22 protein-coding genes and 1 riboswitch are annotated in these 20,875 nt (G+C 37.2%); of the genes, 3 read left to right on the top strand and 19 right to left on the bottom strand.

The annotated features are described in order from the left end of the window. Nucleotides 1–918, bottom strand: a 918-nt coding sequence (locus AB7942_RS27785) for a DnaD domain protein (RefSeq protein WP_369449358.1), incomplete at its 3' end; no start/stop codon positions are given. Nucleotides 919–1,544: 626 nt separating this feature from the next. On the opposite strand from AB7942_RS27785, the gene AB7942_RS27780 reads away from it, so the two are divergent. Continuing rightward, entirely contained in the window at nucleotides 1,545–1,754 is a 210-nt protein-coding gene (locus AB7942_RS27780) for a hypothetical protein (protein ID WP_369449357.1), read from the top strand. Nucleotides 1,755–1,937: 183 nt separating this feature from the next. Here AB7942_RS27780 and AB7942_RS27775 read toward each other — a convergent pair whose 3' ends face one another. Then, nucleotides 1,938–2,369, bottom strand: a complete 432-nt coding sequence (locus tag AB7942_RS27775) for an ASCH domain-containing protein (RefSeq protein WP_335398571.1) — start codon at nucleotides 2,367–2,369, stop codon at nucleotides 1,938–1,940. A 216-nt stretch (nucleotides 2,370–2,585) separates the two neighbouring features. Here AB7942_RS27775 and AB7942_RS27770 point away from each other — a divergent pair, with 216 nt between their 5' ends. After that, nucleotides 2,586–2,981, top strand: coding sequence for a hypothetical protein (locus AB7942_RS27770; protein ID WP_335398569.1), 396 nt, complete (start codon nucleotides 2,586–2,588; stop codon nucleotides 2,979–2,981). A 407-nt stretch (nucleotides 2,982–3,388) separates the two neighbouring features. Here AB7942_RS27770 and AB7942_RS27765 read toward each other — a convergent pair whose 3' ends face one another. From AB7942_RS27765 to AB7942_RS27735, 7 genes are all read right to left on the bottom strand, one after another. Then, a complete protein-coding gene (locus AB7942_RS27765) occupies nucleotides 3,389–4,642 on the bottom strand; it encodes an MFS transporter (protein WP_369449356.1) in 1,254 nt (417 codons plus the stop codon). A 101-nt stretch (nucleotides 4,643–4,743) separates the two neighbouring features. Then, the gene (yhfH, locus tag AB7942_RS30635; RefSeq protein ID WP_483310936.1) at nucleotides 4,744–4,992 is read right to left on the bottom strand and encodes a protein YhfH; all 249 of its coding nucleotides are present in this window, start codon (nucleotides 4,990–4,992) and stop codon (nucleotides 4,744–4,746) included. A gap of 217 nt (nucleotides 4,993–5,209) precedes the next feature. After that, nucleotides 5,210–6,133, bottom strand: coding sequence for a phytanoyl-CoA dioxygenase family protein (locus tag AB7942_RS27755; RefSeq protein WP_369449355.1), 924 nt, complete (start codon nucleotides 6,131–6,133; stop codon nucleotides 5,210–5,212). Between the two features lie 641 nt (nucleotides 6,134–6,774). After that, nucleotides 6,775–7,698 carry a phytanoyl-CoA dioxygenase family protein gene (locus AB7942_RS27750; RefSeq protein ID WP_369449354.1) on the bottom strand — a complete coding sequence of 308 codons (924 nt, stop codon included), beginning with the start codon at nucleotides 7,696–7,698 and terminating at the stop codon, nucleotides 6,775–6,777. A 34-nt stretch (nucleotides 7,699–7,732) separates the two neighbouring features. Next, nucleotides 7,733–8,683, bottom strand: coding sequence for a substrate-binding domain-containing protein (locus AB7942_RS27745; RefSeq protein WP_369449353.1), 951 nt, complete (start codon nucleotides 8,681–8,683; stop codon nucleotides 7,733–7,735). A 29-nt stretch (nucleotides 8,684–8,712) separates the two neighbouring features. Further along, the gene (locus AB7942_RS27740; protein WP_369449352.1) at nucleotides 8,713–9,720 is read right to left on the bottom strand and encodes an ABC transporter permease; all 1,008 of its coding nucleotides are present in this window, start codon (nucleotides 9,718–9,720) and stop codon (nucleotides 8,713–8,715) included. Further along, on the bottom strand, nucleotides 9,717–11,240 hold the full coding sequence (locus AB7942_RS27735) for a sugar ABC transporter ATP-binding protein (protein ID WP_369449351.1): 1,524 nt from the start codon (nucleotides 11,238–11,240) through the stop codon (nucleotides 9,717–9,719). Before AB7942_RS27735 ends, AB7942_RS27740 begins: the two co-directional genes overlap by 4 nt. Before the next feature lie 415 nt (nucleotides 11,241–11,655). On the opposite strand from AB7942_RS27735, the gene AB7942_RS27730 reads away from it, so the two are divergent. Next, a complete protein-coding gene (locus tag AB7942_RS27730; protein ID WP_369449350.1) occupies nucleotides 11,656–12,543 on the top strand; it encodes an AraC family transcriptional regulator in 888 nt (295 codons plus the stop codon). Between the two features lie 299 nt (nucleotides 12,544–12,842). Here AB7942_RS27730 and AB7942_RS27725 read toward each other — a convergent pair whose 3' ends face one another. From AB7942_RS27725 to AB7942_RS27680, 10 genes are all read right to left on the bottom strand, one after another. Then, nucleotides 12,843–12,977 (bottom strand): hypothetical protein, encoded by a 135-nt coding sequence (locus AB7942_RS27725; protein WP_369449349.1) that lies wholly within the window; start codon nucleotides 12,975–12,977, stop codon nucleotides 12,843–12,845. A gap of 602 nt (nucleotides 12,978–13,579) precedes the next feature. Next, nucleotides 13,580–14,347, bottom strand: coding sequence for a TatD family hydrolase (locus AB7942_RS27720; RefSeq protein ID WP_369449348.1), 768 nt, complete (start codon nucleotides 14,345–14,347; stop codon nucleotides 13,580–13,582). Next, a complete protein-coding gene (locus AB7942_RS27715) occupies nucleotides 14,344–15,084 on the bottom strand; it encodes an ABC transporter ATP-binding protein (RefSeq protein ID WP_088087521.1) in 741 nt (246 codons plus the stop codon). The genes AB7942_RS27720 and AB7942_RS27715 overlap by 4 nt, the downstream gene beginning before the upstream one ends. After that, nucleotides 15,081–15,848: an ABC transporter permease gene (locus AB7942_RS27710; protein WP_088087520.1), complete on the bottom strand. Its 768-nt coding sequence runs from the start codon at nucleotides 15,846–15,848 to the stop codon at nucleotides 15,081–15,083. The genes AB7942_RS27715 and AB7942_RS27710 overlap by 4 nt, the downstream gene beginning before the upstream one ends. Continuing rightward, nucleotides 15,845–16,138, bottom strand: coding sequence for a thiamine-binding protein (locus AB7942_RS27705; protein WP_098933751.1), 294 nt, complete (start codon nucleotides 16,136–16,138; stop codon nucleotides 15,845–15,847). Before AB7942_RS27705 ends, AB7942_RS27710 begins: the two co-directional genes overlap by 4 nt. A 13-nt stretch (nucleotides 16,139–16,151) precedes the next feature. Next, nucleotides 16,152–17,147: an ABC transporter substrate-binding protein gene (locus AB7942_RS27700; protein WP_369449347.1), complete on the bottom strand. Its 996-nt coding sequence runs from the start codon at nucleotides 17,145–17,147 to the stop codon at nucleotides 16,152–16,154. Between the two features lie 147 nt (nucleotides 17,148–17,294). After that, nucleotides 17,295–17,404, bottom strand: a riboswitch (TPP riboswitch). Between the two features lie 319 nt (nucleotides 17,405–17,723). Beyond that, entirely contained in the window at nucleotides 17,724–19,127 is a 1,404-nt protein-coding gene (gene eat / locus AB7942_RS27695) for an ethanolamine permease (RefSeq protein WP_369449346.1), read from the bottom strand. Nucleotides 19,128–19,265: 138 nt separating this feature from the next. Next, nucleotides 19,266–20,210, bottom strand: a complete 945-nt coding sequence (mdh, locus tag AB7942_RS27690; protein WP_369449345.1) for a malate dehydrogenase — start codon at nucleotides 20,208–20,210, stop codon at nucleotides 19,266–19,268. A gap of 25 nt (nucleotides 20,211–20,235) precedes the next feature. Next, nucleotides 20,236–20,589 carry a BMC domain-containing protein gene (locus tag AB7942_RS27685; RefSeq protein WP_369449344.1) on the bottom strand — a complete coding sequence of 118 codons (354 nt, stop codon included), beginning with the start codon at nucleotides 20,587–20,589 and terminating at the stop codon, nucleotides 20,236–20,238. 3 nt (nucleotides 20,590–20,592) lie between these two features. Beyond that, nucleotides 20,593–20,868, bottom strand: a complete 276-nt coding sequence (locus AB7942_RS27680) for a EutN/CcmL family microcompartment protein (protein WP_168243714.1) — start codon at nucleotides 20,866–20,868, stop codon at nucleotides 20,593–20,595. Nucleotides 20,869–20,875: the final 7 nt, after the last annotated feature.

Genomic DNA, 20,875 nt, shown 5'->3' with positions numbered 1-20,875 from the left:
AGAATTTTGACTATCATAAAAAGAATCAATTTCTTCTACGGTCAGTAAGGAGTCATTTACCCAGTTTTTCAGAATCCCAACCACATAACTCAGCCTTCTCTTGTTATTGGCACAGGCAATATTCATCGCTTTTAAAATCACCTCTTTCGGCTGTAAAAAGCAAGAATCATCTAACCAAGAAACTAACTGTTGTTTGGCATTCACGTTCGAAAAACCAAATCCATTGTTGTCCCAAAACTCAATAATTTCTTTTACATCTACTTCTTTTTGATTATTTTCTGTGTCTGGATTTTTCTCTATATTTGGATTAAAAGCTTCTTGTTGTTGTTTTTCTTTTTTATTTTCTTTTTTATTTTCTTTTTTATTTTCTTCTTCTTTTTGCCCCCTTCTCGTATCACGATGCGTCAACGTATCGTCAAGCTCTCCACATTCAGTTTCTAGGTATGTATCATTTTCATCTTGGCCGCTCACTTCCTTGCCGAAAACCAGCTCTTCTTGTTCACAAAATGATTCAAATAGACTGCGAATTTCCTGTTTTTGAATCGCCTTCGAAACATATTGAATCAGTGAGAGATCCTCCACATCCTTTAACTCGGAAAAAATACAATCTATGAACGGTTTCCCGCCTTTATCCAGGTTATATTTCCCCCAGTTCTTGATCGCCAGTTCTCTCGTTTCAGGATAGTAACGAATCAGCTTGTGATGCACGATAAATCGTTCCATTAACGAGTGAACACTTTCAATCGAATAACCCAAATCAAAAGCCATTTGTTTTTTGGTAATCTTATAGATTCCAATTTGAGTCGTTTGTGGATTCGTAAGAAGATAAAGACAGAAGAATTTGTCCTCTGGAGTCATCTCCTCTGAAACAAGCGGATTCTTCCAAAAATCAGTACGTACCATTCTAAACTTTGCCATCTTCAACCACTACCTTTCTCCTAATAAATTCCTTCATACTTGATATAGCAATAAATGAAGAAAATGGTCATATGTTTTTCATTAAAATGTGAATACTTTATGACACCTTTTCATCACCTTGTCTTTTACGCAGGATTTAGGTGAGGGCCCGCATCCTCTGCACTTCTACGATATCGAGATTGGCGGGGTAAAGCGAATCGCCAATTTTCAAATTTGAGGGCATTTTTTGAGCATAAACGTCAAAAAACGCCTTAAAATTTGATTTTTGAAGGCGTTTTTTGCATTTTTGGTTATTTTTTACCCTTTTTTTGCGAAGGCGTTTATCCATTTAATTTTATCTAATTAAATATAAAAACATCTAAACTGTGACCAAGTTGTGACCAAAGGGTGTGACCAGTCTTTCTTGTTTTATTAGTAAGATTAAATTAATTGAGGAGGTTTATACAAACCTCTTCTTCTTCCATTTGTGACAAAGGGAGAAGGATCCTATTGGAGACTAGGAATTATTACATCATGCCGCCCATTCAATTTTAATTAAAACAAAAAAAAATAAAAACAAAAAACTCGCTTTGTATCAACACTTTACTCGGTTTTGGTTAAATAAAAACCATTCTAGTGGAAATATATTGCGGACAAAGTTGCGGACAAATAAAAAAAGAGATTTCTTTTCACTCTTTCATGCTCGCCTTAAAACGATTATTGAGATAAAAACAGTTATGGTGGAGGATGTTGGAACTGTGACCAGCAGTCTTCCACCAACAACCATTATTATCCCTGATGGATGGGCGTTTTTTAACAAAACCGTATTTTTTACGCTCTTTCATGTGTGCATTTAATATGAAGAAACACGATATTAAACAATCATTGTTATATTAAGGTTTAATCCGCTTTTATTAATAAAAAATAAAATGAACTAATATACAGTTATATATGTTTTGTGACCAAAATGTGGTCACAAAAATTAGTGGCATCTAAATCCTAAATATGGATGCCATTTTTTCCCAATCTATAGATAGAATTCACTTAAGTAAGTCATGGTCCCACAATCCAAGTTTACCTTTTGCTGGTATAAACTTCTTAAGTATTTGCATGTCTTGAACTTTCCAAGCATAGCCTCCCACACTAAAATCTCCTAAATAATAGTCATTACCTGATACTGATTGTCCATCCTCCAAAATTGCATAAGTTTGATTGTCTTCAATTATCTTCAAACAATTTTCAAGTTTACAAACTGCTATTATTACACCAGTTGGAAGATTCTCTATTGAAAATCCGTGCTTATCGAGTAAAACTCGAATACCTTCATGACTACATACAGCCTTATCCACTTTTTTGCTTGTATGAATCGCAATCGAGCCACGATAATTGGTTTTCCATGACCGAGTTTCATATTTAGCTTCTCCCAGTACAAAAAGGCTAGCCCATGGCTGGATCATTGATAATACTTTCATTCTAATTACCTCCACTCTAAGAAGTATCAGATCTATTAAGTAAAACATTTGGAGTTATACATGGATATGCGGCAAAACCTATTATGTTTATTCTATAGCTTCGAATATGTTTAAACTGTTTAATTTTAATGCGTAAGTTAACTTTTATACTATATAATAAACGCAATGACATTATCTAACTTTTACTAAAAGTAAAAAAATAATGAGGTGTAATAAATGAAAGAAATGCAAAATTTTTCAAAAAAGTACCATCAAGATATGAACTGGGAAATTAATAATGATAATTACGAGAGAACTCGAGCTTCACTTTTAAACAACTATATGCTTTTAACAACTGAGGTTGCTGAAGTTGCTGAAGAACTTAGAAAAGCATTTAATATCGCTAACAGCAATATAATGCAAGGGATTAATGAAAAACAGGCGTTTAATCTAGCTAAAGAAGAAATTAAAGAAGATCTAGGTAAGGAGTTTGCTGATTGCTTTGCCTACATTTTTAAAATAGCAAATTACTTTGAAATCGATTTAGAACAAAGCTTTTACTTAAAAATGGATGAAGTCAAAAAAAGAAAAAATAAAGATGTTAGTCTAAAATTAATGAATAATGGTAAGTAAATAAAGGAGCAATACTAATATGATTTCTAAGAAGTTTCAGCGGTATATTGAGCTTTGATTGTGGTCATATGTGGTCAGATATTTCTTCCGTGGTCAAAATGTGGTCAAAATCGTTTTTCAGACATAAAAAAGACCCTCAACCAAAATGGTTGAGAGCCTTCCAAACGTTGATAATTAACGTTTTGAGAACTGAGGCGGCCCAACTCTTCTGAGATGGGCTTTTTAGCTGCTTCAAATTTTTCACTTTATGGAATACTTCTTCCCATTCATTTTCATTAATAATCTGTACAAACTTTAGATGACAAAAGATGTGACCAGTTATTTGTAATATGCTATGAATGACTCCTTTTAATGAAAAAAGAGGGATGCTTGAATACCTCTTTCAAAACATTTAAATTTATATTATATCAAGCCCCTAAACGCTCTGGTTCATTATTTAGCTCACCATTTGCGGAAGATCGTCTTTTATGTTTAAAAAGGAAGAAGAATACCACTGCGACGATTGCCGCAACTACAGCCGGATAATTCCAGAAAGCTTGCCATTGAGTTAGCGAAGCGGTTCCGGTTTTCGTGACTGTTTGATTAAAGAGATTTCCCGCAAAATAGGATCCTACAAACATCCCAATACCCTGAGTAAACATGATAATTAATCCTTGAGCTTGACCCTTTATTTTTTCATCTGCCACTTCATCAGTGTAAAGGTATCCTGAAACAAAGAAAAAGTCCCAACATAATCCGTGTAAGGCAATACCAATATACATTAATGGTAGGATTCCTTCAGGTGCACCGAACGTAAATAACGACATCCGTAATACCCATGCGATCATGCCGACTAAAAACATCCATTTGAATCCTAATTTGCGATAAAAAAAAGGAATTAACAACATAAATATGACTTCAGAGATTTGACCAATTGACATAACGGATGATACATCTTTCACTCCAGCGTCACCAAGAAATACTGAGGTAAAAGACATATAGGTTGCATGATCTAGAAAAAGCACTGTTGTACATATAATAAATACTAAATAGTAACGATTCTTTAACAATTGCAGTGCATCAAGACAAAAAATGTCTCTTAGTGATAATGGTTTCCCTTTACCAGGTGCGGGAGTGTTTGGCAGGGTAAAACTGTATAATCCAAGTAGCATTGACATAACAGCACCGATTTGTAGAGCAACTGGGCTGCCTGAAAAACCAAGGCTGCCAATTAAAGCGCTCGCAACGATAAACCCAACAGTTCCGCATACACGGATAAATGGAAAGACTTTAACAGTGTTTTGAACATTATGAAAACTAATATTATTCGTTAAGGAATAAGTTGGATTATAACATAACATATAAAGAAACATTAGCCATAAAAAAGCGGTTCCATTATTTGAATAGATTTGTGCCGGAATAAACCATAACAAGATACCTCCAACAATATTAACAATCCCTAACATTTTTTGAGATGGAAAGAATCGGTCCGAAATCATACCTATAAAAATAGGAGAAATAATAGCAGCAATACCACCAATCGAATAAGCAGTACCAATTATCGAAGAAAGTCCATGCTTACTAAGAATATAACCCAAAGTTGCAAACCATGTACCTAGGGTAAAATTTTGAAAAAACATCATTGCTGAAAGACGTGGAATTATATATGAATTACGTTGCAAATTTTTCACTCCTATTAATAAAATTACCAGGGTTTTAACACTAAAGACTTATCTGAACTGTGTACAGCAGTAAATCGATCAATGGACTCTGTATACATTTTTCATGTGGCAGGATGTAGAGTCTTAGCTTTTCTTTCCTGCTTGTGAAAACAACTCATTGTGCATTTCATTCTTTTTGAATTAAGACACTTAACTGAAAATGCCGAATCTTCCTTTTTTGACACCATCTCAAAAGTAAACGATTTTGAACAATTATCACACGTGTTGACATAAGATTCATATTGTTCTTCTATTTTCTTACCACAATTTGTACAAGTTTTACTTGGTAAATTCTTTAAAAATTCCGTCATTTTTATTAGCATTTTCATTACCTCCACTTGTCTCTATTTTTTCTCCCTCTAGATTTACTCCCCGCAGTTAAAGCGTTTTCTTTTTTGTTTTTAAAAAACCTTTCCCACCAAAGAAAAATCTAGCATTGCTGTTTCTAACAAAAATATATTTTTATACCGATTCTGTTATGATTCGACAGAATCGGTATATTCTAGCTTATATATTTTGAATTCTACTTTACCATTTTTTAAGTCCCAATAATTTCTCACCTAATTCAGTTAGTTCAGCTCGTTGGTATTTTTCTTTCTCCCAATTTCGAGGATCTCCTAGGAATGCAATTCCTTCCGGAATCTCTCGATCTCTCCATTGTGCAATTCTCCATTGTTTTAATCCTTCATTGTGTTCCTGTGCCGGGAACATAGAAATGTATTGATGAATATTTGGTGTATTTGATACGTTTTTACGTAATCCATGTGGCTGCATGACATGGAAAATTAACAAGTCTCCTGCTTTCAAAGTTACGGGTGTTAGTGTATAGCCTGTATAATCTGGGTGATAAGGATCTCTATCTTCAGGTTGAGTTTTTACCCACTCAGGAAAATCTCTAAATAACTCAGGAATGACATTCAATCCACCATTTTCTACATCCGTATCTGTTAAGAAAAGAATCCCCTGAACATTAACTGGAAGCGGATCTAATGAAGTATTGCCATCCCAGTGGATGAACCCTTCAAATTCAAAAGTTCCTGGTTTATTAGGGAAGCTTAAGTTACATCGGTCAATACTAGTCCATAATTTCTCTGTTCCCCAAATATCTACAAACGCATCGTATACTTTTTGATAAGAACGATTGTCCCAGAAGTATTGATGATTATATAACTCTACCATTCCGGCTCCACGAAGTTCTGGCATTAGATGCTCACGAAATGGTGCTCTGTACCAAGTAGAAGAATCATTAGGGTCTTTTTCTTCAAACTCCCAAATGAGATTCACTGTTCGATCAATATATTCTTTAGGAACAACATTACGCACGACAACGTATCCGTTTTCTTTCCAAAATTTAAATTCCTCTTCCGTTAACACTCTTAATGGTTCATTGTTAGGACGTTCATTCAAAGGAATATCAATCTCAAGAATATTATTTACTTTTGTTTTAGCCATTTTTCAAATCCTCCTAGCGGGGTTAGATGTTTTTGTTTTTTAATTATCTGACATTTAAAATATACTATTGTCATATTGTTAATACTATTAACTATCGTGTTTAGTTAATCAAAAAAGTATAATATATTGCTATTTAATATTATTCATGTAAAAACTGAAATGGTTTATAAATTTAATTCATCTATAGAGTTCAGTAAAAACAAAAGGAAATAAAACTAATTTCATAAAAAATACCATTTTAATGTGAATTTTTAATATAAACATCATACTTTAATATATTGTTGTAATCATAATAAAACTTTAAAATCTTGCTTCTTTAAATCACTGACATTAAAGCTTTCTTTAGAAAGTAAAAAAGTCCCTATAGGGTTATCCTATTGGGACCTTAAAAAATCGGATCATAAATCTTTATCTCCAAATTAAATACTTCTATATTTAATTACTTTCATTCTCCTCATCATAAGTTTCGGTAATTTTATTACTGCAATCCCAACATATTGATCTATTTCTTTCCATTTTGGCTAATTCACTCTCACAATAAATACATACATCCACCATAATTAGCCTCCTCAATTTTGAAGAGCCACGGAAATTTTTCTATGCCAAGCGGCTCTTCTGAAAATATAAAGATAGATTTTGAATTACCAACCTTTTAAACCTAATAGTCTCTCACCTAATTCGGTAAGTACAGCTCTATCATACTTAACCTGTTCCCAATTACGCGGGTCTCCTGGGAATGCATATCCCTCAGGCTTAATTCTCTCTTGCCAAGATTTGATTCTCGCCTCTCTTAATTCCTTATTATTTTCTTGTGCTGGAAACATGGAGATATATTGTGCCAATCGTGCTTTTTCAGAATAATTTGGACGTATTCCGTGAGGCTGCATACTATTGAAAATTAATAGATCCCCTGCCTTAGTTACAACCTTTGTTGGTGTAAAGCCCGTTGTATCCGGTTTATGCGGGTCTCGATCAGTAGGTTGAGTTTTCACCCATTCATCAAAAGTTCTGTAAAGTTCCGGAATACACTGGAATCCACCCATATCTACATCCGTATTAACTAAGGATAAAACACCTTGGACATTCATAGGAATCGGATCTAAAGAAGTATCTACATCCCAATGAATAAATCCTTTATATTCATGACCTGGTTTGATTGGAAGATTTAGATTACATCGATCAATACTTACCCATAATTTTTCAGTTCCCCAAATATCAACAAATGCATTGTAAATTTTTTCGTACATACGGTTATCCCATAAATACTGATGGTTATATAACTCCACCATTCCAGTGTTCATTAGTTCTTTCATGACCATTTCTCGACCTGGCTTAGTGTACCAGGTGGATGAATCATTAGGGTCTTTTTCTTCAAACTCCCAGATCAATTTTACAAGTCGATCGATATGATCCTTTGGAACGGCATTACGAATAACAACATAACCATTTTCTTTCCAAAACTTCCAATCTTCTTCACTCAATACTCTCAACGGTTCATTATTCAAACGTTCATTTAATGGGGTAACGATTTCAAGGATATTATTTAGTCTTTTTTCTGCCTTCATTGTAAATTCCTCCTTCTTCTATGCATTCAAATGGTTATTTACCTTTAAATTGGTCGAGATTTTCTTTTGTAACCAATTGGAAAGGAATCATGTTATCATTTTCTACTTTCTCTCCCTTTGCCGCCTTAAATGCTACATTAACTGCCATTTTCCCTTGTGCATCGACATCCTGGAATACAGTTGCTGATAGCTCTCCTGACTGAATCGAATTCAAAGCATCCGGAATGGCATCGATTCCGATGACTTTGGTTTCGTTTAATTTCCCAGCTGCACTTAATGCTTTTACTGACCCTAATGCCATTTCATCATTTTGCGCGACAATCGCATCCAGCTTTTGGGATTGTAACCAGTTTTCTGTTAATGCAAGTGCTTCTTCACGAGACCAATTCGCCGTTTGCTCAGCAGCAACTTTTATATCAGGATAATCTTTTAAAACTTCCATATTTCCTTCCGTACGGTTGACTTCAGCTGAATTTCCGTTAGGACCATGGATAATGGCGATTGTACCTTTGCCACCTAATAATTCGGCAATATGATTCATTTCTATAATTCCAGCTTCTACATCGTCAGATCCAACATGCGCTGTTGCCTTTTCTTCATTAGATACCACTGCAAGTACCGTAATAATAGGAATATTTGCTGCTACAGCCTGTTCAACCACTGCGGCACTGCCATCCTTGTCGGCCGGGTTTAATATGATGGCATCCACTTGCTGATTAATAAGGTTTTCTACTTGGCTGATTTGATTTTCAGCCTTACCTTCTCCATCTGATTCTATTAATTCAATTCCTGAAGATTTAGCATGTTTTCTAATTGAATCTTGTAAACCAACAATATATTCATTTTGTAAATTTTGGTATAAAACACCAATCTTTATTTTCCCTTTCTCTGTACCATTTGTTTTTTCTTCCGCTTTGCCAGAACAACCACTTAAGATACCAAGAATCATGAATAAAACTGCAGCAATAACTTTTACCTTTTTCATACACTCACTCCTATAGTCTTATTATTTTTTTACTGGTGATTCTTTTTATCAAGAAGAACGGCTATAACGATGATCGCTCCCTTTAAAATTTGCTGGTAATAGGAGGAGACATTCAGTAAGTCAAGGCCATTATTCATTACACCAATAATCAGTACCCCAACGAGGGTTCCAATAATGCTTCCTACTCCGCCAAATAAGCTGGTTCCTCCAATAACGACTGCTGCAATGGCATCAAGTTCATATCCCTGTCCTAACACAGGGGATCCTGACATGATTCGAGATGAGAGAATCATCCCCCCGATTCCCGCTAACAGTCCTGCAATCGCGTACACTCTAATTTTGACAGAGGTCACGTGAATCCCTGATAGTTTAGCAGATTGTTCGTTTCCACCAGTCGCAAATACATGCCTTCCGAATACAGTAAAATTGAGAAGGAAAACACCAATGATAACAATAACAACAAAAGCGATCACGGGAATTGGAAGACCCAGAATATATCCGCTTCCAATATTGTTATAAGTGTTACTAAGCCCTATAACAGGTCGTCCATCCGAATAGACCATAGCAAGTCCCCTGGCAGCAGTCATCATTCCTAACGTTGCAATAAAGGGTGCTACCTTCCATTTCGCAACTAAAACACCATTAATCAGACCGCATGCCAATCCAACTGTTATTCCGATAATAAGAGGAATAAAAATAGAATAATGACTGTCAGCTTGTGCAAAGCTTGCAGCAACAACGGCTGAAAGCGCCATAATGGAGCCGACGGAAAGGTCAATCCCTCCTGTAATGATAACGTAGGACATTCCGATCGCTACGATACCTATAATCGATACTTGCCGCAATATATTGATCATATTGGTGGCGGTTAAAAACGATTCTGAGGAGATCGATAACATTATAAACAGGATTGCAAAAGCAATATATATGCTGTATTTAGCAAGAATCTTTCCCGTACTTCCTGACTTTATTACCGATTGCGAATTTACCATGCCCATTAAACTAAATTTTGCTGCTTCTTCTTTTTGAACATTCATCTGATTTTTTCTCCTTTCATAATTCCTGCACAGCACGCCATGATTTTTTCTTGATCAAACTCCTTCCGGGTAAACTCTCCAAACAATTGCCCCTCACTCATGACAATGATACGGTCACAGATTCCAAACAGTTCAGGCATCTCTGAGGAAATAACAATGACAGACCTTCCACTACTTGCAAAATCGGAAATAATTTTATAGATTTGAGCTTTAGCACCTATGTCGATTCCTCTAGTCGGTTCATCCAATATTAAAATATGAGGGTTATTTATAAGCCATTTAGCGATAACGATCTTTTGCTGATTACCTCCGCTTAGATTCTTTACCGCAATGTTACGGTTGGGGGTTTTTATTTTTAATGATTGGATTTGTTCATCTACCACATGGTTTTCCTTTTTTTGAGAAATGATATTGTTAAAGAATGCAAATTTTCGTAAATTAACTAAAGTTATATTATCTCTCACCGATCCTGTTAAATTTAAGCCTGTTTGTTTTCTATCCTCCGTTACTAAGGCTATTCCATTGTTGATAGCCTGTTTTGGGTGCTTATGGACCACCTTTTTTTGATTGATATAAATTTCTCCACTATGAGGAGGATATACCCCAAAAATACTTTCAACCACTTCCGTTCGTCCTGCACCAACGAGACCTGCAATTCCAATCACTTCTCCTTGGTGGACGGTAAATGAGATATTTTCAAAACTGCCTTTTCGGGTAAGATTTTTCACCTCCATGAAGACGGTTTCATTTTTGGCAGTTTTTGATTGATAGACATCCTTTAATTCTCTTCCCACCATTAAGGAAATAAGTTGATCGTGATTTAGCTCTGCGGATGGTTTACTATCGATAAAACATCCATCTCTTAAAACGGTAATATCATCAGCAATTTTAAAAATTTCATCCATTTTGTGAGAAATATAAATAATAGATTTTCCTTGAGATGTTAGCATTTTAATAATTTCAAACAGTTTTTCAACTTCTCTTTCTGTAATTGCTGAAGTTGGTTCATCCATAACGATTATATCCGCATTATTCGAAACCGCTTTCACAATTTCGACCATTTGTCTATCTGAGACGGATAGAGCAGACATTCTTTTATCTGGATCCAAATCAATCTTATATTGGTTAAAAAGTTTAAGAGCTCTTACTGTCTGTTCCTTCTTGTTAATTACCTTGGACTTGCCCAAGCATGGTTCTCTGCCAAGAAAGATATTATCCGCAACGGTTAGTTCGGAAATAAAACTTAACTCCTGATGAATCATACTGATTCCATAATGTAAAGCATCACGGGGATTGGTAAACCCCACTTTGTTCCCTTTTAGAAATAGCTCACCCTTATCCGGTTTATAAATTCCAGCAAGGATTTTCATCAGGGTAGATTTTCCTGCCCCATTTTCGCCCATTAATGCATGGACTGTCCCCTTTTTCACGGAAAGAGAAACATCATCAAGAGCTTTCACACCTGGGAATGACTTAGAAATTCCTTTCATTTCAAGAGCGAACACATTCTTGTTTTCCACCTAAAACATTTCCCCCTTTATCTAATTTTTTTATCAGTATTACGTTTGTTTCGGTAATCTGACTATTTAGAATATTACTATCGCCATAGTGTTTAAACAATTAACTATCGTGCTGAATTAGCAAAAAAACTATAATATCTTGCTATTGAATGTTGTTTATTAAACTCTTGAAGTTTAACTAATTTGATTAATTAAAAAGCAACCTTCAAAAATAGAAGGATTGAATAGAATAAATTACATAAAAATAACTATTTTGCAAATGAATATATTGATATAAAATAAAAAAAGGCAAAACAATTCCACAAAATTAAAAATCCAAAAATCTTCACTATATTGTTATCAACAAAGAAAAAACTATAATATCTTGCTATCAAGTACATTATCTTGGAAAAACTTATAAGTAAGGGGGATGATTATGGAGAGCTCAAACAACAAAGATTTTGAAATGGAATATTTGGATACACCTTTAAAATTCAAGAAACCCCCAGTACTTGCATACGCAGGGCAGGTCGGAGGTAATCCCAATTGGAATTTTCCAAGCCACAAGCATGATGATTTATGTGAAATTATTTATATATGTGAAGGAGAAGGAACTTTTATTATTGATAATAAAAGTTATACGGCAAAAAAAGGGGATATTCTCATCTACAATACGGGGGTCATCCATGAAGAATATTCGAATCCATCCAACCCTCTCGTTACCTACTTTTGCGGGATCTCTAATTTAGCTATTGATCAATTGAAGGACCTTTGTATCATACCTTTTGATCTCGAACCGATTATCCAAAAAAATAAATATTCTGATTTAATTGGACTATACTTTTCACATATATTTGAAGAATCCTCTCTTAAAGCAGCTGGTTTTGAAATAATATGTCAAGGTTTACTCACATCCTCAATCGCATTAATGCACCGGGCGATTAAATTGCAAAATTTGAGGAATGAAACAAAAGAATCCAATACACTCGCCCATCGTATAAAAGAATTTATTGATAAAAATTATAAGAAAAACATAAAACTTGAGGACATTGCTGCTGCATTATATATAAACAAGTATTACCTTTCCCATGTATTCAAAGAACAAATGAAAATCACACCTATTAATTACTTGATTAATCGACGAATCGGAGAAGCTAAGAACCTTTTGGTATCGACCGAGTTAAAAATCGGGGAAATTGCGAGAATTATGGGTTACGATAACACGAATTACTTTACGTTGCTTTTTAAAAAAATGACCGGTGAAACACCAAAACAATTTAAACAAAACCATAAAAAAAATCTATTTTATCATAAGGATCCTTAATTAATATTTGCATCACAGGGTTAGACCAAAATTAAAAAATGTTTAGCAGTATTTTTGCATATAAAAATAAACCGAAAATATAAAGTTTCGAAAAGAAACTTATATATTTTCGGTTTATTTTAATTAATCAGTATTGAATTATAACAGCCCTACCATTTGAAGACCGTGGAAAATTCCATTTTCTTCAACAGATTTCAACGGACGGTAATGGCTTCACAATATGCTGAGTTATGTACTTCCGGTATATTTCAAATAGGCGGTGTCGAAAACCGGCAATTTTATGCTCACCTAAGATCACACTAAAGAAGTAACGATTTTCGTAAATATATGAAAATACTACCTTCATCTGGCGAAGTCGCCCCAGATTTTTTATCAAAATAAACAGCCATTCCACCCAATATAACGACAGGCATCAGTATATATACCCAAATCACTATAACACCTCCACTCTACACAAAAGAATTAATAATATTATATTATAGATTTAACTTTTTTTTACAATTATTTTTTAAACAAACCTGCCTCGATAGTTGAATAGTCTCTCCCGTTTCAATTCCGAGAATCAAGTCAATAATTCCTTTAAAAAAGAAACAACAGAAATTGAAATTGAACATGTACGGGAGGCGTGTACCAGCCCTTTGGAAAAAAGCATTACCTCTTTGTTGAAGTAATGCACCCATTGTTGAATAACAGAATAATTAATAGCCACTTACAACTCTGAGTCAATTCAGTTTCAATAAAAGTTGGTGCAGCAGCATTTACCATTACGTCAAAAGGAGCCCACTCAATAGCTAAAGCTACCATCCAATTCAAACAAAAAATCCTTTCGAAATAAAGAAGAAATGAGGGAAGATAATCCACAAGCACGTTTCACTGTGTATCGTAATGACAAAAGTGTTCCTTCAATCCGCGATATATTATATAAGAAAAATAGAATGTATTATTTTAAGTTGTTTTTACACTATTCCAGAGAGTTCTGAAATTAGGTGAAAAAAACTTTAAAATAAAGAAGGCTGCCAATGTTTGATCGGCAGCCTCAAGATGTTAATTGATAAAACCCTTTTGTGTTTTGATGTAAGACATCTGAAACTTCCGCAGCGGAAAGCTTCTTAAGGAGGGCGATTTTCCTTATGGATTCCTCCATCATATTCGGATGGGTCATTTTCCCTGCATATGGACCTTCAAATGGCCAAGGACCATCTGTTTCAACCATCATGAGCTCGAGAGGATAGACACTTACAAGCTGCTGGATTTCTCGTTCATACACTACATCCGGGGTAATAGAAATATGGTAGCCGTTTCTTATCATTCGGTCTATTGTTTTCTGATCCCCTTTAAACCAATGAAAATGCGCTTTGGAAACAGAATTTTTTTCGAGAAGGTCACAAACGAGAGGCGCATCATCGTAAACAGCATGAAGAACAATCGGTTTGTCCCATATTTTCGCCTTACTTATAAACACTTCTAATACTTCAAGATAAGGAGCAATCGAAATCCCCTGCTCTTGCCTTAAGTAGTATGGCAACCCCACCTCTCCTACAGCAATCATCTCGTCACGGTGGTCGTCCATCCAATTTAGCAGCCCCTTTAGCTCGTTTTCAGAAGGCAATGCTTGTTCTGGATGGTAGCCAAATGCAGGTTTTACCTTTTGATATTTTTGTGAAAGCAAAAGGTTTCTTTTACTGGAATCTAAATGAAAGGATACAGAAATCAAGGCTTCGATATAGGCAGAATCCAATACAATCCTTTTGATTTCCTCATCCTGATAGCGATCCAAATGTATATGAGCGTCGATCATGTTCATTTGATTTCACCTACTAATTGGTAATATACATCCCTTTTCCGTTGAATAAAGCTTTCATCTAGTAGAATACCTTCGTGCCGCGGCCTTTCAAATGGAACCTCTATGTTTGAAACGACCTTTGCTTGCTTACCAGACAGCATCATCACTCGATCGGATAGAAACAGTGCTTCCTCAATATGATGAGTAATAAAAAGAATAGTCCTTCGATGTGATTCCCACATTTCCAATAACCATTTCTGCATTTCAAACCGGGTTAGCTCATCTAATGCTGAAAAAGGCTCATCAAGACAGATCACCTCTTGCGGGCTCAATAAGGCACGGATAAAAGCAGCCCGCTGCTTCATTCCTCCAGATAGCATGTGAGGATAGGCGTTTTCATAATCAGAGAGTCCTGCAATCGCCAGCATTTCTCGTGCTGCTTTTACCTCTTTTTTTCCCTGAAGCTCTTGGCCAAGAAGGACATTTTCAAGTATCGTCCTCCACGGGAAAAGAGAAGAAGTTTGAGGCATATAGCTAATAAAACCACGCTTTCCATTAACGCACTGGTTGTCTAATAGGATCTCCCCTTCATCTGGTGAAAGAATTCCTCCTATTAAATTGAAAATGGTGCTTTTCCCACTACCTGAAGGGCCAATAATAGAAACAAATTCATCTTTATTAATGGAAAAATCAAGGTCATTCAGTACTTCATTTTGCCCGAAACGTTTCGAAACGTTTTGAAAACGAAGATAGCTCATTTTTTCTCATCCCCTTTCGGCTGCCAGCGAACCACTCTTCGTTCCATAAAAACGATTAAAAAGAAAAATAAGAGGCTTAAGAACATGATGGTAAAAATGGCAACGAACACCCGGTCCGTTCGAAAAGACGACGATGCGAATGTCATAAAGACACCAATCCCCTGCTTAGCACCAAGCCATTCAGAAATAACGGCACCCATTACACTATACGTGGCAGAAACCTTAAAGCCTGAAAAAATCGAGGGCAACGAAAACGGCAGCTCCAATTTCCAAAAAAGCTGTGTTTTGGATGCACCTGCCATCCTCATATAATGCTTCAACTCTGAAGGGGTTTGGCTAAATCCATCTAAGGCGGCCACTGTAATGGGAAAGAAACAAACAAGGGTGATGACAATCATTTTGGGCAATAAGCCAAACCCAAACCAAATCACCAACAGTGGAGCCAGAACGATAATGGGAACATTTTGCGATAAAATCAACAATGGATAAAAAGAATCCCTTAAAACAGGTACCAGATGGAATAAAATGGCGACTGCCAGTCCAATGAATGCTCCAACTACAAATCCAAATAATGAAATTTTAACCGTTGAAAACACATCTGGATAAAAATCACGCCAACCGGCAATGGCCTCTGTGAAAATCTTTGATGGCGGCGGAAGAAGCCATTCCGGCACTTCTGCTATTTTAACGACAATCTCCCAAATGACAAACAAAAGGAGGAGAACCAAAATCGGTCTCCACCCTTTTACAAGATTCTTCCTCATGATCGATATTTCTCCGTTAAGTCATCCATGGAAATGCCTGTTGGCTGATAAAGGATTTTCACTTGAGAAATGACATTTTTGCTTCCCATTTCAATCATTCGTTCATTCATTTTTGAAATCACGGTAAATAATTCGTGCAGTTCGCCTTCCATGGTTGTTTCTAACGGGTGTACCTCATATTTCACACCAGATTCAGCAATGACTTTAATGGCTTCATCAACGTATGGAATGACGTCTTCTCCATCCTTTGTTTTCGGTATGATTTGAATGCTGATTAATGAATTCGCCATGTTTTTCTACCCCCTAGTGTTTTGGTAAAAATTCATTTGTAAATGCTTTTTTCGCATCTAATTTCTTGTCAAGAAGCTTATTATCATACATCCATTGGGCATAATTTTCCCAAACCTCTTGCTTTTGAATTCCCCATTCCTTTGCATCATCCTGATATTTTGGAGACAACCATTCTTGACTCTTCTTTACAAGCTTTGGATCTAAATCCGGTGCTGCTTTAATCAGGATATCTGCAGCTTGATCAGGGTTTTTAATGGCAAATTCATACCCCTTGGCAGCGGCATTTACGAACGCCTTAACCGTTTCAGGGTTCTCTTCGATCATTTTTTCGTTTGTTTCTAAAACAGGTGTATAGTAGTCCAGTTTGTCAGAGTAATCTGTTAAGTAAACCATATTAATTTTTTCATTACGAAGGTCTGCTTCTACTCCAGTCCATCCATAGTAAATCCAAGCGAAATCGATGTCTCGTTTCACAGCCGTAAAAAAGTCCGTATCCCCCATGTTCACGATTTTCACCTTATTAGTATCGGCGTTTTCCTTTTTCATTAAAGAAGTGATGACAGATTTTTCGACTGGCGAGCCCCATCCACCGTATGTTTTTCCTTCAAAATCCTTCGGAGATTGAATCTTTTTGCCAACAGGTGAAGCGAATCCTGATGTATTGTGCTGAATCACTGCAGCGATCGATACGAGCGGCACCCCTTGTATACGTGCCTGAGTAATCGCTTCTTGGTAGCCAACACCAAATTGCGACTTGCCAGAAGCTACTAGTTGGTCAGCACCGGTCTCACCTGGCATGATAATATCCACATCCAAGCCTTCTTTTTTAAAGAATCCTTTTTGTTTTGCAACATATAATCCAGTATGATTGGTATTTGGCGTCCAATCCAGTACAATCGAGACCTTTTTAAGCGGTTGTTTTTTTCCTTTTGCGTTTTCTGTTTCTTTTTTGCTGCTACATCCAGTCATTAGAAAGACTGATAGGACTAGTACTAGCCATTTCTTCATGTTGAATCCTCCATATGTAAAAATAATATCTAAAGTGAAACAAAATAAATAGGCTGAAACCTCAGTGTTGGTTAGAAGGCAAAAACTTGCTTAAACAAAATAAAGCACCCAGGCAAAGAAACCTGAGTGCATATCAGCAAACAATTAATTGTTTAAGAATATGTTCCCTCCGCCGGTATCAACCAGATCAGGTTCCAAGGGTCATCGTCTCACGGACTAAATCTCAACCGGCATCACCGGTTCCCCCACATTACATCGTATTCCACTTCATATCCTACTATTATATCAGTCAAGGCAGACAATGCCAACTGCTTTTATCTATTTATGCTTGTTAACAAATACTTCCTATCATGAAACATCCAGTTCTCATCTTCTGTTGGCACGTAAACAGAGGTTAATTCACCTGCACGAAATAACTTTGCTAGTTAACCTACGGTGTTACGAGTAAGGAGCTAGTTTCGTTCATGATAACTTATACGAACAGGGGCATTATTTGAGGATCCGTCTGTATCCAATCATTTCAACGAATACAAAAAAGATGCCCCGCCCCAATGGAACATCTTTTTCAATTGAACGTTATCCTATTTTCTCATCTGTCCCTGTTTCTCCAGAAGTCACATCCTCAATTGAAACAAACTCCTCCGACATTGGACGAAGTTTCTTGGATCCTACTAAGAAATAGTAGACAATCGCCACACCAAAAATCGTCAGAATCACACCCGCCAAAGGCAGCTCCACTCCAAACAAAGGAAGAGTTGTCGTTAACACGCTGTATTTTACCACGCAGAAGAAAGAGAAAACACCCAATACTAATGCAATCGCCGGTACAACAGGGTAGCTCACCTTAAATGGTCTTTCCAAATTCGGCTCCTTTTTACGCAGCACAAACAACGAAACCATACTTAAGCAGTACATCGTAATCGCACCAAAAACGGATAGGATAATCAACGCATTTGCAAAGTTTGCTGATCCTGCTGCGATCACTCCAATCGCTCCTGGAACAATCAAGCCCCAATGCGGCACCCCGCGTTTCGAAAGATTAGACAAAAACTTAGGCAGGTATCCTGCACGAGCCAGAGCAAACGTTTGACGGGAATAACCAATAATAATACCGTGCAAGCTGGCAATTAAACCAAATAAACCGATAATGGCAACTGATTTTGGAATAAAGCTGCCTTCTCCATAAATACTTTCCAATGCCTGTGGAAGTGGATAATCCGCCGGTTTACCGGTACCGCCGCCAAGTCCTGCCGTTACGACTAAGGTTAAAATCGTTGCCACACCAAGCGTTAAAATACCGGAAATAAAGCCTTTGGGAATATCCTTCTTCGGGTCGCGCACCTCTTCTGCTGCCATCGCTCCCCCCTCAATCGCAAGGAAGAACCAAATGGCAAATGGAATCGCTGCCAAAACACCGGACCAGCCATGACTAAAAGCCATATCATTAAATATATTGGATGATTGAACATGAGGTAAACCGGCCACATAATAAATCGCGAGACCGATCAGTGCCAATACCGTTGCCACTAACTCAATGATAGCGGCACCTTTTACGCCGATGAGGTTGACCAAAATAAATAAAATAAACATTCCGACCGTTGCATAAACGGCATTAATACTTGGGATTAAGAAATTGATATACGCTCCAACAGAAACCGCAATCGCTGGAGGGGCAAATACGAATTCCAGTAAACAGGCTAAACCGGTTATAAAGCCCATAAACGGTCCCATTGCCTTTCGGGCGTAGGCAGACGGTCCGCCGGCATGAGGGATGGAAGTTGAAAGCTCTGAATAACTAAAAATAAAGGTCGTATAAAAGACAATAATAATCAGTGCGGCAATGCCGAGGCCAATGGTGCCGCCTGATTCAAAACCATAGTTCCAGCCAAAATATTGGCCGGATATGACCATCCCTACAGCAATACCCCAGAGATGAATTGGTTTAAGCGCTTTTTGTAAATGGTTGTTTCCCTGCTCCATATACCCTTCCCCTTTCAAAGTTAATCTCCTGGAAATATTAAAGTAAAACCATATCCCATACACGACTATTTCCAAAACTAGGTGTTACTAGTTTAATATAGAATTGTAGTAGGATTCACAGGATATATTATCCAAATATTATCGTGTCTTCAAAATCGACATAACATTCCGAACAGATTGGGCTGATTGATCAAGGGCTGTTTTTTCTTCAGGGGTTAACGCAATTTCAATGACTGTTTCAATCCCATCGCCGCCAAGGATCGTTGGAACCCCTAGATATAAATCCTGATAGCCATATTCCCCTTCCAGATAGGCAATACATGGCAAGATTCGTTTTTTGTCCTTTAATATGGCTTCAGCCATTTGGACCATCGAAGCTGCCGGGGCGTAGTAGGCACTGCCTTGACCTAGCAAACTGACAATCTCGCCGCCGCCTTTACGCGTTCTTTCCACAATCGCTTCAATTCGGTGAGGCGGGAGAATTTTATCAAGCGGGATTCCGCCGGCATAAGAGAATCGAACCAATGGGACCATATCATCACCATGCCCGCCAAGGACAAAACCTGAAATATCTTCCACTGACACATTCAATTCCTGAGCAACAAAAGTGTTGAAACGCGCAGTATCTAAGACTCCGGACTGACCGATAATCCTATTTTTAGGAAACCCTGTTGTTTTATAGCAAACATAGGTCATCGCATCAACAGGATTACTTAAAACGATAATGTAGCTATTCGGCGCATATTTTTTAATATTTTCCGAGACTTTCTCAATAATTTTTGCATTCGTAGAAACCAAATCATCCCGGCTCATCCCTGGTTTCCGCGGCAGCCCTGCAGTGATTAACACCAAATCAGCATCCTGTATATCCGCATAATCTGAGGTACCCGTTATATTTGCATTAAAGCCTTGGACAGGGCTTGCTTCCAGCATATCCAGTGCCTTCCCTTTGGTCGGATCGTTTTGAGACGGGATATCAACCAGAATGACATCTCCTAATTCTTTTTGCGCAATCATCAGCGTCGCTGTTGCACCTGTAAATCCTGCACCAATCACTGCAATTTTTTTACGTTTGAAAACCATGTTTCTTCCTCCATTCTTTTAAAAATTATTCTGTTTGTGCTGGAGGCTCATCTTGTTTTGCTCTTTGACCCCTTTTTGCAGGTTTTGGTTTCTCCTCGCCCTTTTTCGGCGTCTGTGCCAACATTTGCCCTACTCCCTCATCCGGACGCGGGATCACATGCGCGGTTACCAGCACCCCGACACTTTGAGCAGCATACTTGCCAGCATCGATCGCTGCCTGGACAGCCCCGACATCTCCTTCTACTAAAATCGAAACGAGTCCGGCGTCCACTTTTTCTTTTTTAACTAAACGTACATCCGCTGCTTTAACCATTGCATCTGCGGCAACGATCGAGGCAATCAGCCCTCTAGTTTCAATCATTCCTAAGGCTTTTGACATCACTTACGCACCTCCTTCAACATCAATAGAATCGATAATTCCGATAATGACAGCATCAATCGGCATTCTATGGTCACCGATAATATTTGCCGCCGCACTTCCCGTTGTGACCATCACTTTATCTCCGACTCCGGCACCAATCCGATCCACCGCAATAAACGGTGAAAGGATAGGCGCCCCGGATGGAAGCTCCGGCTGGACAAATAAATATTTTAATCCTGTTAGATTCTCTTCCTTCCTTGTCGCCCATACATTTCCTATCACCGTTCCAACTAACAAAAAATCA

Source organism: Neobacillus sp. BF23-41, from assembly GCF_041106275.1.
This window is presented reverse-complemented; position numbering and strand designations above follow the sequence as displayed.